The sequence below is a fragment of the Ruegeria sp. AL12 genome (assembly GCF_056540885.1).
The window spans coordinates 1430897-1444578 of the sequence record NZ_JBQFXN010000001.1; the positions used below are offsets into that span (position 1 = coordinate 1430897).

The window sequence follows — 13682 nt, forward strand, 5'->3', positions numbered from 1 at the left end:
ATGGCAATCTTGCTTGCGGCAGGTTCCGCTGCCGCTGCGGACACCGTTCCACCCCGCTTTCAAAAGGTGGAAACCCCCGGCCATGTTTACGATGGCGGCTGGGAACATTTCGTCGGCGGGGGTGTCGCGGTCTTCGACTGCAATGATGACGACCGCCCTGAAATGTTCGTGGCAGGCGGATCAAGCCCAGCGCAATTGTTCATCAACACATCCGACACAGAGGTCAGTTTTCGTTCAGAAACACCTGACCAGCTATCCTTGACCCGTGTGACCGGCGCATACCCGGTGGATATTGACGGCGATGGGTTCCTGGACCTTGCGGTTTTGCGCGTAGGCAAAGACCTGTTGCTGCGCGGCAAACCGAACTGCGCGTTCGAACCGTTCACGGCACTGGGTTTTCAATCTCAGGACCATTGGACAACCGGCTTTTCCGCCACTTGGGAACGCGGGGAAACCCTGCCAACGCTGGCCTTTGGGACCTATGTCGACCGAAGCAATCCGGATGGACCTTTTGAGGCTTGCGGACCGACGCTTCTGTACCGACCCCAAGGCGAAAAGTACGGCGATCCTGTCCGTTTGGAACCCGGTCACTGTTCCTTGTCGATCCTGTTTTCCGACTGGGCGCGCACGGGTCGTGCGGATCTGCGTGTCAGCAATGACCGCCACTACTATGTGCGTGGCGGGCAAGAGCAATTGTGGGCTATGGAAGACACCCCGCGCCTGTACAGCGAGGCCGATGGATGGCTGCCCTATTCGATCTGGGGCATGGGAATCGCCTCGCGGGATCTGACCGGTGACGGGTTTTCCGATGTTTTTCTGACGTCCATGGGGGACCAGAAATTCCAGGTTTTTGATCCTGCGTCAGATGGGCCGACATGGCGGGATGCGACTTACGACCGTGGAACAACGGCACACAGGCCACATGCAGGAGAAGACGGCCGCCCCTCGACCGGCTGGCATGCACAGTTCGGGGACGTCAACAATGACGGGCTGGACGACATTTTCGTCGCCAAAGGCAATGTCGAGCAGATGCCCGACGCGGCGCAGAACGACCCCAACAACCTGTTGATGCAGACCGCCGCCGGTCAGTTTGTTGAAACAGCATCAGAGGCTGGTGTCGCGTCCATGGCAAAGTCCCGCGGCGGGGCCCTGGCGGATTTCAACGGGGATGGATGGCTGGATTTGGTGGTGGTCAATCGCGGCTCGGACCTTGAGGTTTTCCAGAATGAGCCGACCACCGGCAACTGGCTCATGATTGATCTCGGCCAGAGCCACCCCAACAGACAGGCAGTCGGCAGTTTTATCGAGGTCAGGACGCCCGAGGGCATTCAAACCCGTGAAGTGACCATTGGCGGGGGGCACGCCAGCGGAATTGCCGGGATCCACCACTTTGGTTTAGGAGACCTCGAAACCGCAGAAGTACGGGTGATCTGGCCTGATGGTGAACATGGAGATTGGCAGAAGGTAGATGCCAATCAGGTGATCCGCCTCGGCCGTTGATCACTGATCGACGGGCAATCCGCTGGGAACCGTTTGGGGAACACCCAGCCGCACAGCCGGATCTTCCAGCGTGCCCAGAAAACTCAGGATGGCATCGACCTCGTCTTCACTCAGGTCGATGGGCGCCAGATCGTTTGACGCAGCTATGGCTTTGACATGCCAGGGATCAAGCAAAGCCTTTTGATCCTCTGCCCCGAAAAACTCTGGCAGGTCAGCCTTTTCGATGGCGTAGTTCCGCAACGCGGAAACCGGGTCCAGATGATGGCGCACGATATCCTCAAGCCGTGCGTAGGCACCGCTGTGGCCATATGGCGCCGTCAGGGTCACGTTGCGCAGCGAAGGCGTGCGGAATGCGAACGCATCATCCTTGTCGCCCGTGACGCGCAGTCGCCCGTCATCCCGCAAATGATTTTCGAAACGGGCTGATTTTCCGGGGCCGATCTGAGGCATGGCGATGGAATGGAACCCGTGATCGGTCTGGAACCAGCCGGAATGGCAGGCACTGCATCCAGCCTTTCCGTAGAACAGCTGCATCCCCAGCTGCGCTTGTTCGGGCAGCCTGTCTTCGCCTCGCATCGCACGATCAAACAGGCTGTTGTCAGCCCGCCACTCAAACGCGATGAAATCGGCAATGACATTGGCGATTGCGGTAAAGGAGATGTCTTCTCCGGGCGCAATGTCATTAAATCGCCTTTGATACTCTGGTATCGCCGCCACGCGCGCGGCGATCAGATCCCAAGCGCCACCCTCTTGGGTCAGCAAGCCGAGTCGTACGGCCTTGCTAACCTCGTTTTCGGAATAGTGCCCCGCCATTTCGTCAGGTGACAGCACCGGAAACATCGCCTGCGCCGCCAAAGCCGATTTGAACCCCGGCCTCATATGCGTCCCCAACGGGGTTCTGATGCCATTGGGCTGTGACGGATCCGCCTCGAGGCGACCGTCATGGAAAAACGTCGTGAATTCCAGCGCTCCGAGGTTCCACATCGCGGGCGAGTTCCTGGGAATGCGCTGTTCGGGTCTGTTGTCTTGTGTGACCTTGCGCTGACCACCCAGCCCAGCGCCACCTTCGCCGATACCCAGTGAAAGCCCGTCGGACGTTCCCAGCTTCGGATGATGACAGGTTGCGCAGCTGATGTTCTTGTTGCCCGACAGGATCGGATCGTAGAACAGCAGTTGCCCCAACTCTGCGTTTGCAAAGTCAGGTTCGATGAATTCCGGTTTCGGACCAAGGTCTTGCGCCTGAGCAATTGAAAGCGACATCCAGATGCCTACGGCATTTGCTGCAATCTGAAGTCTCATGATCGTTCCTCGGATATCTCAAGTGTCAGAGTTTGTTGATACGGGTTGTCCGGCGTATGGATGACGGACGGGAACGCAGGGACATTCACGGCATTCGGAAATCCTGACGGTTCAATGCACAGCCCCGCACACGGGCTAAATCGACCTGACAGGTGTGCTCCGGCATAGACCTGTGCACCGGGTTGATCTGAATACAGGTTCATCCTCAATCCCGAAGGTGCCGTGACCTCTGCGACCGGATGATCATGGGTTCCACCGTCATCAAACACAAAATAATGGTCCAGCTCGCGCCCCTCTGGCCCGACGGTACGTGACAACGCGAAATCTGGCACACTTTCGCCGGCAGCGGATATATCTCCGGCAGGAACGGAACGCGCGCCCAACGCCAGCACCCGGTTCGACCTCAGCCTGAGCCGGCAGTCCAGGATATCCTTAGGACAGCCCAGAGTGTAATAATTGTGCTGCGCGATGCTGATCGGCGTCGGGCGATCCGGGCGCGCCCTGATTGTGTAGATCAGACGCGGACAGGTCAGTTCGACATGCACCTCGAATTTGACTTCACCGGGAAAACCGCCTTCACCTTCAGGTGAAGTCAAGGACAGAACCGCCTGATTTGGAGAGGTTTTCACGATATCCCAGTATTTGAGCGACAGCCCGCTCGGACCACCATGCAGCGTGGTCGGCCCTTCGTTTGCTGTCAGGTGATGAACGCGCCCCTGCAATGCAAACTGTGCCCCGCCGATGCGGTTGGCCACTCGCCCGACCATCGCGCCAAGGTAGAACGGGTCCGACAGGTAATCCTGCGGGTTTTCGTAGCCCAATATCAAAGGTGTTTCGCCAAGCCACCAGCCTTGCGTGATTGCGCCATAGTTCAACAGGGAAACGGACATGTTTCCGTCTTCCAGAAGGACCTGCTCGACAGGCATGGGTTTCGGATCAGCCATCAGCGCGCGGCCAAAGGGGACAAAGCAGCATAGTATTCGCGATACCGCTGATATTCCGCCTCATATGCGCCGGACAGTTCGACACGTGGTTCAACACGCTCTGCGACTTTCGGGGCCAGCATGACATCCTTGGGGTCGGTGCCGTCCACCGCACATGCAGCAAGACGCGCCGCGCCTATGGCTGCGCCGAACCCACTTCCATCGGGCACAGCAAGCGGCGTGTTCAGAACCGTGGCCAGTGTTTCCAGCCAAAACCGAGACCGCGCCCCGCCACCGACGACCAGCAGACTTTCGGGATTGGTGCCCGTGCTTTTTAGCGCCTCCAAACAATCGCGCATGGCAAAGGAAACCCCCTCTGTCACGGATTGCGTCAGATCAGCGGGTTCCGATGCGATATCCAGCCCCAGGAATGCCCCACGTATTTCGCTGTCGTTGTGAGGCGTCCGTTCACCGGACAGGTACGGAAGGAAGGTGATCTTTGACGGCCCCTTCACCGAATCCGGCAGGGTCGACGCCAGCGCACCGACGGGTTGACCGAGATGGCGCGACAGCCAGTTGAGACTGTTGGTGGCCGACAGGATCACACCCATTTGAATCCAGCGATCCGGAACCGCATGACAAAAACAATGAACCGCTGTTTCCGGCGCGGGCGCATAGCTTTCCTTTGCGACCAACAACACCCCCGAAGTGCCCAAGGAAAGAAATCCGCTGCCCTCGCCAATACTTCCGATACCGCAGGCCGCCGCCGCATTGTCACCGGCCCCGCCGGCAACCACGACGGGCCCGGTCAGACCCCATTGCCTAAGGATATCTGACCGCAGCTCTCCGCCTGCCGCACTGCCTTCTACCAGCTCTGGCATTTGGTCCCAGCGCATGTGGCTTAGATCCAGCGCAGTGTCTGACCATTCACGTTTTCCAACGTCCAGCCATGCCGTACCGGCGCTGTCGGACATGTCGCTGACATAGGAACCGGTGAGCCAGAAACGCAGATAATCTTTCGGAAGCAACACCTTGGATGTCTTCGCAAACATGTCAGGCTCATGCCCGCGCACCCATTCCAGCTTGGGTGCGGTGAAGCCCGGAAAAACGATGTTCCCGGTGATCGCGCGCATCGACGGCAGACCATCCAGCTCCGCAGCTTCCTGCGCTGATCTCGTGTCGTTCCAAAGGATACAGGGCCGCAGCACATTGCCATCCCGATCCAGCAACGTGGCACCGTGCATGTGGCCGCTCAGACCGACGCCGCGCACCGCAGAAAATGCAACACCGTTCAACGCGCGTAATTGGGCAACGACGTTTTGGCAGGCCTCTACCCAATCGGACGGATCTTGTTCCGACCAGCCGGGATGCAAAATCGATGTCTCGACACCTGCTTCGGCTTCGGCGACGACTTTGCCCTCTTCGCTGACCACAATTCCCCGAAGACCCGACGTCCCCAAATCCAGACCGAGATACACGCGATTTCCCCCTTCGTTTGCCGCACGGATCGCGGGCGCAACAAAGCGCACCCCAAGCCGATGTCAGACCTTACCAGCACAGTTTGCGCTAACACAACAATTCCAAACAAGAGTCGGCCGGTATTTTTGCGGGCCGCCTCGCAGACCGCGTGAAATCATCGGCAAACCCGATCATGGTTTAACTGAACTCAGCTGGACCGGAAAATTTTTCGAATTGCCTGACGCGGATTTCACGTAAACAGTTCAATCAGTTCTCAGCCCGCTGATTTCGTTTTGACTGACCCTCTGGAAACGAAAACAGCCTTAGGAAGGAATGCGTCGAATGCAGTCACATGCCAAGGTTGTTGTCGTAGGAGGCGGATGCGTTGGGGCTTCGGTTCTTTATGGTCTGACGCAGCATGGATGCACAGATGCAGTCATGCTGGAGAGAACGACGCTGACCTCCGGCTCTACCTGGCATGCGGCGGGTCTGCTGGTTACCTTCGTGCGGTCCCACAATGTTTCGAAGATGACGATGGAGACCATCCGCATCTATTCCGAAGTCGAAAAGAAGATCGGCGCCTCGGTCGGGCTGCGCCAGGTGGGCCAGTTGCGCATTGCCAATACGCAGGAACGCTTGGACGAGTTCCTGTCCTATGTCTCGATTGCCGAAGCCGCCGGTGTGCCCTGCAAGCTGCTGACGCCAGAGGAAATCGCCGAACTGCACCCTCTGCTCAACCAATCGGAACATATTCGCGGCGGCATCCTGCATACCGAGGACGGCTATGTGAACCCTGCCGACATCACCATGGCAATGGCCAGGCTGGCGCGCGAGAAAGGCGCCAAAGTGTTTCAGAACACCGAAGCGCAGGCTTATGAAAAACTGGAAAACGGTCTTTGGAAGGTTACAACCAATCAGGGTGAGATCACTTGCGAACATCTTGTCTTCGCAACCGGAAACTATGCCCGCGAAAACGCGCGCCGTGTTGGCCTGGATCTGCCTTGCATTCCAATCGTTCACCAATATTGGACAACGGAAACCGTTCCGCTGCTGAAAGAACGCCGCGCGCAAGGGTTGCCCGAGTTCCCGATCCTGCGGGATGAAGATTACGGTGCCTATCTGCGCGAAGATGTGGGCGGCATTCAGTTCGGTCCTTATGAGTTCACCAAAGACCTCAAGCTATTTGCCGAAGACCGCGTGCCGCCTAACTTTGGTGCCGACCTCTTGCCCGAAGATTTCGACGCGGTCCAAACGCAGTGGGAACGCGCCATCGAGCGGGTTCCAACACTTGCTGGGGTGGGTATCAAGGCCAACACCCGAGGTCCGTTCCAGATGACGCCGGACGAGTTGCCGCTTGCGGGGCCTGCACCGGGGCATGAAAACCTGTGGCTGGCCGAAGGCATGCCCGGCGGCATATTGTGGGGGGGCACTGTTGGCGAACGCCTGGCCCGCTGGATTGTCGATGGGAATCCGGGCATGGACATGTCTGAACTCGACCCCCGCCGTTTTTCGGATTACGCGTCCAAGCGGTGGACCATGGACAAGGTGCGCGAAACGTGGGGAACCCACATGAACGCGCACATCCCCGGAGAAGATTTTCCCGGCGCGCGCCCGATGAAAACGATGGGGTCCTACGATCTGCTGAGCGCGCATGGTGCCGTCTGGACCAGCTTCAACGGTTATGAGTTTCCGCGCTGGTTCGCCAAATCGCGCGAGGACGCTGTTCCGGAACATTCCTTCCGACGCACCAACCACATGGAACGCGTTCAGGAAGAGGTGCGTACCACCCGTGACGTGGCCGGTTTCATCGAGATGTCGCCGATGACCAAGTTCACCGTGCGCGGACCCGGGGCCGCCGAATGGCTGGATGGCCTCATGGCGAACAGGCTGCCCAAAGTCGGGCGAATGAACCTGTCGCTTTTGTTGAACCCAAAGGGCGGCATGGATGCGGAATATACGGTCGTCCGCTATGCCGAGAATGATTTTTACCTGGTCTCCACCCCGAACTGGCGCGCCTACAACTGGGATCAACTGCGACGTTTGCTGCCCAATGACAGCTCTGTCCTTCTTGAGGATGTTTCAGAACAATTGGGCGTGATTGCTCTGGCTGGCCCCAAGGCACGAGAGATCCTGCAACCGTTGACCGACAATGATCTGTCGAACGAAACCTTCCCCTGGCTTTCTGCGCAAATGGGTGAAGTGGGGTACGCCAAGGGCGTTCATCTGCTTCGCGTGTCCTATACCGGCGAGCTGGGGTGGGAACTGCATCACCCGGTCGGTTACAACCGCCATCTTGTCGACCTGCTGCTGAAGGCCGGTGTGAAACCTTTCGGGCTTGAGGCACTGGAATCCATGCGTCTTGAAAAATCCTATCGCGCCATCAATCGCGAGATTTGCAAGGACATGACGCCATACGAGGCCGGCCTTGATCGGTTCGTGGTAACAGATGGTCGCGACTTCATAGGCAAGGCTGCTCTTTTGAAACAGAAAAAGGAAGGCGCGTACCGGCGGTTGGTCACGCTGAAACTGCCCTTTGGCGAAACATCGGTGATGTTTGACGAGGGTGTCTATGCTCGGGGCAAGCTGATCGGCCGTGTCACCTCGGGCGGGTTCTCTTATTATTGCAACCACGACATTGCGATGGCACTAGTGCCACAGAACATGACGGCGCCCGGAACGAAAATGCAGGTGCTGGTCCACAATGAGATGCGCGACGCCGTGGTCATCGACACATGTGCTGTTGATCCCGCAAACACACGCCCGCGCGCTTGAGTGCGAAAACAGAAAGACGGGACTCGAACGGATGACCGAACAACCGACAAAAACGCTTTCACTTGCCGAAGTTCGGGACTTGGCCAAATCGGTTCTTGTTTCTGCCGGAGCGGACTCGCGCAGCAGTGATGTACTTGCCGATATCGTCACCCGGTCTGAACGGGACGGCCCGCGCAGTCACGGGTTGCGCATGTTGCCGGTCTATGTCCAAAGCTTCACGTCCGGCTATGCCAACGGGCACGCGAAGCCCAAGACCGAAAAGGTTGCCCCGGGCGTTTTGCGCTGTGATGCCGACAACGGGTATTATCAGGTTGCAGCGGCAGCAGCCCGCAAGGACCTGATCGCGATGGCCCGGGAAAACGGGATTGCCGCGTTCACCTGTGCTAACTGCCACCATCTGGGTGCGTTACGGTTTGACACCGAACCTTTGGCCGAAGCCGGATTGGTGGCCTTTGCCGTGATCAACTCGTTGTCCATGGTGGTTCCGCAAGGTGGGGTTCGCCCGGTTTTTGGCACCAACCCCATGTCTTTTGCCTGCCCGCGTGACGGCGACGCGCCCGTGGTCTGGGATCAGGCCTCGTCCATGGTGGCCCTCATGGATATCCGCATGGCCGCTGCCGAGGGGCACGACCTGCCCCGCCCTGCCGGTCTTGATCCCCAAGGCGAGCCCTCAACAGACCCGAATGCCATCCTTGAAACCCGCAGCCTATTGCCGTTCGGAGAGCATAAGGGAGCCGCGATCGCTTTCATGGTTGAGGTGTTGGGCGCCGCGCTGGCCGGTGGGACCCTGTCCGTGGACAACGAAGAACGCGAATCCTTCGGCGCCCTGAACATCAAAGGTGGTGCTACCCTGATTGCCATCGATCCCACCCGGTTCGGCAACGCGGCCTTCAACGAATATGTCGCCCGCATCTGCGCCGAGATTTCCGGCAACGGATCCGCCCGGGTTCCGGGGGACGGTCGCCTTGCAAAACGGGCAGCCGCCGAAGCCCATGGCATCGACGTGAGCACCGAGGTTCTGGCCGCACTTGGCTGAAACTGAAATCACCCGCCATCGAATGGCCGGACAGCACCTGCCATCGAATGGCCGGACAGCACCTGCCCGGCTTGCCAACCAAGCCACTCAATGGCCGCCGAAATAGGCCTCGAGCAAGCGTTTGTCATTTCTCAGTTCGTCAGCTGTACCCGACGTCTGCATCCGCCCGGACTCCAGCACATAGATGCGGCTGGCAAGCGACAGGGCAAAATTGGCATTCTGTTCCGTGATGACGACGGTCAGCCCGTATTCCTTGTTCAGCTGACGGACGACTTCGGCAATCTCGTGACAGATCTTCGGGGCAAGACCGATCGTCGGCTCATCGACAAGCAGCAGTTCCGGGCTGGTCATCAAAGCCCTGCCAAAGGACACCATCTGCCTTTCCCCGCCGGATTGGGTCGACGTCTCCTGTCCTTCCCGTTCTTGCAGACGCGGGAAAAGACTGTGCACCATCTCAAGGTTGTTTTCGATATCGTCTCGTGCGGTGAAGGCCCCCACCATCAGGTTGTCGCGCACGGACATATAGGGAAACAGGTTGAACCGCTCGGGCGCATAGCCCACCCCGTGACGCACGATTTCCGAAGGGCTTCGACCGGCAAGGCTGTGCCCGCGCAAGCGGATGTCGCCTTCGATTTTCACAAGGCCCATGATGCTGTCCAACAAGGTGGATTTACCTGCACCGTTCGGGCCGACCACGGCGACGATCTCGCCGGGCTGCACCGTGATCGAAATATCGGTCAACGCCTGGGCCTTGCCGTAAAACGCGGACAGGTTCTCGATTTCCAGATAGGACATCAGACGCTCCCCAGATACGAGGCCTGAACGGCCGCGTCGTTCATCACGTCGCTGAACGCGCCTTGGGCAATCATGGTGCCCCGCTCGATGGCGATGGCGCGGTCGATCAACGGTTCCAATGCTGGCAAATCATGGCTGACGATCAAAAAGGTCATCCCGTCCTTGCGCATGGATTGTATGAGATCGGAAATCTGCGCGATTTCACCAACTGTCAGACCCGCAAACACCTCGTCCAGCAACATGACACGCGGTGCGGTGGCCATGGTTCGGGCCATTTCGAGCTTGCGCAGATCACCCATGGCCAGTTCGGCGGGTGAGCGGCTCAGATCCGTTTCCGTGAACCCGACACTCAGCGCGAGCTCTTTTTCCCTGTCCGTATCCGGCGGCGAAACGATCATGCGCCAGATGTCGTCCGGCATCAGGCCCACCCTGATGTTTTCTGCAACACTCATGTCGCCGAACGGCCGAGGTATCTGATAGGTTCTACTGACCCCGGCCCGGATACGCTGAGGCGTCGACAGTGCCGAAATCTCATTGCCGAACAGCTCGATCATACCGCTGTTCTGCCGCAATTCGCCCATGATCTGGCTGAATACCGTCGTCTTTCCCGCGCCATTCGGACCGATCAGGCCCAGCGACTCTCCTTCTTGCAGGGAAAAGGACAGATCATTCGTGGCCACCAGCCCGCCGAACCGTTTGACGAGACCGGAAACTTTCAGCGCAACGGTCATGCCAGCCCCCCTTTCCGCAGTCTTTGAAAGCCGCGTTGCACAAGCTCAACCAATCCCTTTGGCTGATACATGTAGAGAAGCAGTGCGATGGCACCGTAGACGAAATACCGTTCAGCCCCGGGAAGCACGGGGCGCAGGTATTCCAGAAGGAACGTCATGAAGAACGCACCGATCATGGGGCCGATGATGGTCGATGTTCCGCCCAGCAATGCCGCCACGATGATGGTGAAAAGAAAGTTGATGTCAAACAGCGCGCGGGGCGCGAGTGAGCCCAGGTAATGGACATAGAACGCCCCACCCAGACCTGCGATGAATGCGCTGGTTAAAAACGCAAAGGCCTTCAACCGCGTGGTGCTGAGCCCCGAACCGCGCACGCTTTCTTCATTCATCCCGATGGCGGCCAGTGCAGTGCCCAGCCGGGTTTTCATCAGCAGCCACATGCTGACCGCCACGCCGAGCATCAGGGCCGTGGACAGGTAGTAGCCGTTTGCAGCGCCGCGTGTCAGAGTTTGAATTCCCGACATCCCGCGTGTGCCGCCGGTCAGATCCGGGCGGATCACCTGAACCAGCTGATAGAGCAGCTCCATGAAAGCCAGTGTGACCAGCGCGAAGTAGCTGCCGCGAATGCGCAGAGCGGGCAACAACACAATCAGGCCTGCGATCATCGTGACCAGCACGGCCACAGGGATTGAGATTTCGACCGGCACGTCAAACCGTTTGGTCAGGATGGCAGTCGTATAGGCCCCGATACCGATCAGAAAAGGATGCCCGAAACTCACATACCCGGTCCTGCCCGACAGCACATCCCAGCTGATGGCAAAGATGGCCAGATAGTTGGCAAAGATCATCGTGCGCAGCGTCCCGTTCGAGACGATCTGGGGCAGCAGCAGCATCCCCGCAATCAGGCCGCCCCAAAGGACAAAATGAAACCAGCGCAGACCCATGTTACAACTCCTCGCGGCCGAACAGGCCCTGCGGTCGCGTCACCAGCACGCCGATGATCAGCAGCATGGTGAAGACACCGCGCAGTTCCGGCGCCAGGGTAGCGACAACGATGACTTCGAGAAAGCCGACGATATGAGCAACGACCAGCGTGCCGATGATCGACCCGATGCCGCCCACAATGACGACGGCCACCGAGATGATCAAAGGCGCAACCCACATTGACGGCGAAAGCTGCGTATAGCTGGCGAAAAACACACCGCCCAGCGCACCCAGTGCCCCTGAGATACCCCATGTGATCAGGTTGATCCGATCCGGATCGATCCCTGAAATCGCGGCCCCCTTGGCGTCCATCGACACCGCCTGCATCGCTCGCCCCGTATGTGTCAGGCGGACAAAAGCATACAGGCCCAGCAAAACAGCCCAACTGATCAGCGTTGCAATCAGGATATTATAAGTGACGGACGCTCCGGCCACGTTGATCACGCCCGGCACGATCGGCAGCAGGATCTTGCTGCTGTCGCCAAAGACAAGAACGATCCCGGCCTGAATCACGACCGCCAGGATCAGCGTCGAGATCTCGACGGCTACGTGATCCCCTTTCAGGGTCTTGACGATCAGGCGGTATTTCAGAACCCCCATCAGAACGCCCAGAACCACGGCCACCGCGACGCCCATCAGTTTTGGCATTCCCAGCGTCTGGGACACCCAGAAATACATGTACCCGCCGACCATCAGATAGGCACCGTAGGCCAGGTTCAGGACCCGACCGATGCTGAAGATCAGCGTGAAACCCATTGCGATAAGCGCATAGAGACCGCTGAGCAAAAGCCCCTGGATCAGTATTTGCAACATGTAAGGATCCCTGGCTGCGGGTGCGCGCCCCCGCGCACCCATTTCAAGCTAAGCGAACGGACAGGTTACTGTTTGACCCAGCTTGGCAAAGTGAATTCACCGGTCGCGTATTTCTCGGGATAGACAACGGCGGCGGTGCCGTCCTCGTACCATTGGACCACGACCATTGACGGCGCGGCATCGTCGAACGGCTCGGACAGGTCAAAACGGATATTGTGCGGATAAGTCCGACCTGTCACGGGCTCTACCTCGTCATCGCCCCAGAAGGCGTAACGCAGCCACAACTGGCCATCCAGTTCCAGAACCAGATCCTGTTTCTTCATCGCATCGGCCCAGCCTTCGACATTGTCGAAACCGCCGGCCTCTTCGGCTGCGGCCATTGCCTGTTTCAGCCCATGATAGGCATTGAACCCGTTGAAATGCGGCAGCAGCGGGCGGGTGTCATACTTCGCCTGATAGGTATCGACAAATTTCTGGCTGACCGGATCAAGCCGAAACCCGACCGAAGGGATCGGAGACAGGGTCGAGATACCGCCACCGGCACCGCCCGTATCTTCCCAATATTCCATACCCAGCGCAGCGACGTTCACGCCCGTCATCGCCATCGGCACCTGAAGCTTCACATATTGCGAAGACACAACCTGCGAGTTCACCGACGAGACCTGATAGATGAAGTCCGCCCCGGTATCCTGCGCGCGGCTGAAGATCGGAGCGAAATCGACGGTGGCAACGTCATATGTGATGATGTCCTTGACCTCGATACCCGCAACCGGTGCAAGCGCTTCGGTGACAAGGCCCGTGATCGCCTCGCCAAAGGCCGTATCTTCCGCCAGAATGACGACGGACTCCCACCCCATCTTTTCCTTCAAAACATCCGCGCCAAAGTTGATGTACAACGTTGCCAGCGCCTCATCCGAGGCGATGTTCATGAAATAGGGCGCCATGCTTTCAGGGTCTTCGACCACCATGTCGATGATGCCGATATAGGATGTCCAGGTGTCCAGCGTCGGAATCCGGTATTCCTGCATGCGGGGCAGCCATCCCAGCGACACATCGTCAATCGAGCCCGAGATGATGAAATCAACCTCTTCCGTTTCCGAAAGATATTCATAGGCCCGGATGCCCTCGGTCGGGTCCTGTCCGGTATCCGCCGAGACCAGTGTGATCTGTTCGCCCATCACGCCGCCATTTGCGTTGAGCTCTTCAATCGCAATCTCGGCCCCGCGCAGCGTCGACAATCCGGTGTCCGAGGAAAGCGACCCAATGAATCCTACCTTGATTTCCGCTCCGGCCGCCGAGGCCATGAGCGCGATGCATGTTCCGCTGAGCAGCGCTGTCTTGATCATCACATTAGCTCCCTGTGTCTCATTA

At 58.6% G+C, this 13682-nt stretch carries 11 protein-coding genes; 3 read left to right on the plus strand and 8 right to left on the minus strand.

The annotated features are described in order from the left end of the window. On the plus strand, nucleotides 1–1500 hold the full coding sequence (locus ACR0C6_RS07220) for a CRTAC1 family protein (RefSeq protein ID WP_480618736.1): 1500 nt from the start codon (nucleotides 1–3) through the stop codon (nucleotides 1498–1500). Here the strand turns inward: ACR0C6_RS07220 and ACR0C6_RS07225 are convergent, their stop codons facing one another. From ACR0C6_RS07225 to xylB, 3 genes are read right to left on the minus strand one after another with little or no spacing between them, the layout of a single operon-like run. Beyond that, entirely contained in the window at nucleotides 1501–2799 is a 1299-nt protein-coding gene (locus ACR0C6_RS07225) for a cytochrome-c peroxidase (RefSeq protein WP_480618737.1), read from the minus strand. It lies immediately after the preceding gene. Further along, complete coding sequence (locus ACR0C6_RS07230; RefSeq protein WP_480618738.1) at nucleotides 2796–3743, minus strand: aldose epimerase family protein; 948 nt, start codon at nucleotides 3741–3743, stop codon at nucleotides 2796–2798. Before ACR0C6_RS07230 ends, ACR0C6_RS07225 begins: the two co-directional genes overlap by 4 nt. Then, a complete protein-coding gene (gene xylB / locus ACR0C6_RS07235; RefSeq protein ID WP_480618739.1) occupies nucleotides 3743–5200 on the minus strand; it encodes a xylulokinase in 1458 nt (485 codons plus the stop codon). The genes ACR0C6_RS07230 and xylB overlap by 1 nt, the downstream gene beginning before the upstream one ends. A gap of 322 nt (nucleotides 5201–5522) precedes the next feature. On the opposite strand from xylB, the gene ACR0C6_RS07240 reads away from it, so the two are divergent. Further along, on the plus strand, nucleotides 5523–7952 hold the full coding sequence (locus tag ACR0C6_RS07240; protein ID WP_480618740.1) for a GcvT family protein: 2430 nt from the start codon (nucleotides 5523–5525) through the stop codon (nucleotides 7950–7952). A 31-nt stretch (nucleotides 7953–7983) separates the two neighbouring features. Further along, on the plus strand, nucleotides 7984–8988 hold the full coding sequence (locus ACR0C6_RS07245) for an Ldh family oxidoreductase (protein WP_480618741.1): 1005 nt from the start codon (nucleotides 7984–7986) through the stop codon (nucleotides 8986–8988). A gap of 87 nt (nucleotides 8989–9075) precedes the next feature. On the opposite strand, the gene ACR0C6_RS07250 is transcribed toward ACR0C6_RS07245, so the two are convergent. The 5 genes from ACR0C6_RS07250 to ACR0C6_RS07270 all read right to left on the minus strand — a co-directional run bounded on the left by ACR0C6_RS07250 (nucleotide 9076) and on the right by ACR0C6_RS07270 (nucleotide 13657). After that, nucleotides 9076–9783: an ABC transporter ATP-binding protein gene (locus ACR0C6_RS07250; protein ID WP_152457508.1), complete on the minus strand. Its 708-nt coding sequence runs from the start codon at nucleotides 9781–9783 to the stop codon at nucleotides 9076–9078. Next, nucleotides 9783–10514: an ABC transporter ATP-binding protein gene (locus ACR0C6_RS07255; protein WP_480444696.1), complete on the minus strand. Its 732-nt coding sequence runs from the start codon at nucleotides 10512–10514 to the stop codon at nucleotides 9783–9785. Before ACR0C6_RS07255 ends, ACR0C6_RS07250 begins: the two co-directional genes overlap by 1 nt. Beyond that, complete coding sequence (locus tag ACR0C6_RS07260; RefSeq protein WP_171228442.1) at nucleotides 10511–11458, minus strand: branched-chain amino acid ABC transporter permease; 948 nt, start codon at nucleotides 11456–11458, stop codon at nucleotides 10511–10513. Before ACR0C6_RS07260 ends, ACR0C6_RS07255 begins: the two co-directional genes overlap by 4 nt. A 1-nt stretch (nucleotide 11459) precedes the next feature. After that, nucleotides 11460–12311, minus strand: coding sequence for a branched-chain amino acid ABC transporter permease (locus ACR0C6_RS07265; RefSeq protein ID WP_171613569.1), 852 nt, complete (start codon nucleotides 12309–12311; stop codon nucleotides 11460–11462). 65 nt (nucleotides 12312–12376) lie between these two features. Continuing rightward, nucleotides 12377–13657 (minus strand): ABC transporter substrate-binding protein, encoded by a 1281-nt coding sequence (locus ACR0C6_RS07270; protein ID WP_480444694.1) that lies wholly within the window; start codon nucleotides 13655–13657, stop codon nucleotides 12377–12379. Nucleotides 13658–13682 lie beyond the last annotated feature (25 nt).

What these genes read in the sequence shown, in the direction of transcription:
- ACR0C6_RS07240 (WP_480618740.1), top strand. Translation starts at nt 5,523, where the DNA reads ATGCAGTCACATGCCAAGGTTGTTGTCGTAGGAGGCGGATGCGTTGGG.
- ACR0C6_RS07270 (WP_480444694.1), bottom strand. Translation starts at nt 13,657, where the DNA reads ATGATCAAGACAGCGCTGCTCAGCGGAACATGCATCGCGCTCATGGCC.
- ACR0C6_RS07265 (WP_171613569.1), bottom strand. Translation starts at nt 12,311, where the DNA reads ATGTTGCAAATACTGATCCAGGGGCTTTTGCTCAGCGGTCTCTATGCG.
- ACR0C6_RS07250 (WP_152457508.1), bottom strand. Translation starts at nt 9,783, where the DNA reads ATGTCCTATCTGGAAATCGAGAACCTGTCCGCGTTTTACGGCAAGGCC.
- ACR0C6_RS07245 (WP_480618741.1), top strand. Translation starts at nt 7,984, where the DNA reads ATGACCGAACAACCGACAAAAACGCTTTCACTTGCCGAAGTTCGGGAC.
- ACR0C6_RS07220 (WP_480618736.1), top strand. Translation starts at nt 1, where the DNA reads ATGGCAATCTTGCTTGCGGCAGGTTCCGCTGCCGCTGCGGACACCGTT.
- ACR0C6_RS07255 (WP_480444696.1), bottom strand. Translation starts at nt 10,514, where the DNA reads ATGACCGTTGCGCTGAAAGTTTCCGGTCTCGTCAAACGGTTCGGCGGG.
- ACR0C6_RS07225 (WP_480618737.1), bottom strand. Translation starts at nt 2,799, where the DNA reads ATGAGACTTCAGATTGCAGCAAATGCCGTAGGCATCTGGATGTCGCTT.
- ACR0C6_RS07230 (WP_480618738.1), bottom strand. Translation starts at nt 3,743, where the DNA reads ATGGCTGATCCGAAACCCATGCCTGTCGAGCAGGTCCTTCTGGAAGAC.
- ACR0C6_RS07260 (WP_171228442.1), bottom strand. Translation starts at nt 11,458, where the DNA reads ATGGGTCTGCGCTGGTTTCATTTTGTCCTTTGGGGCGGCCTGATTGCG.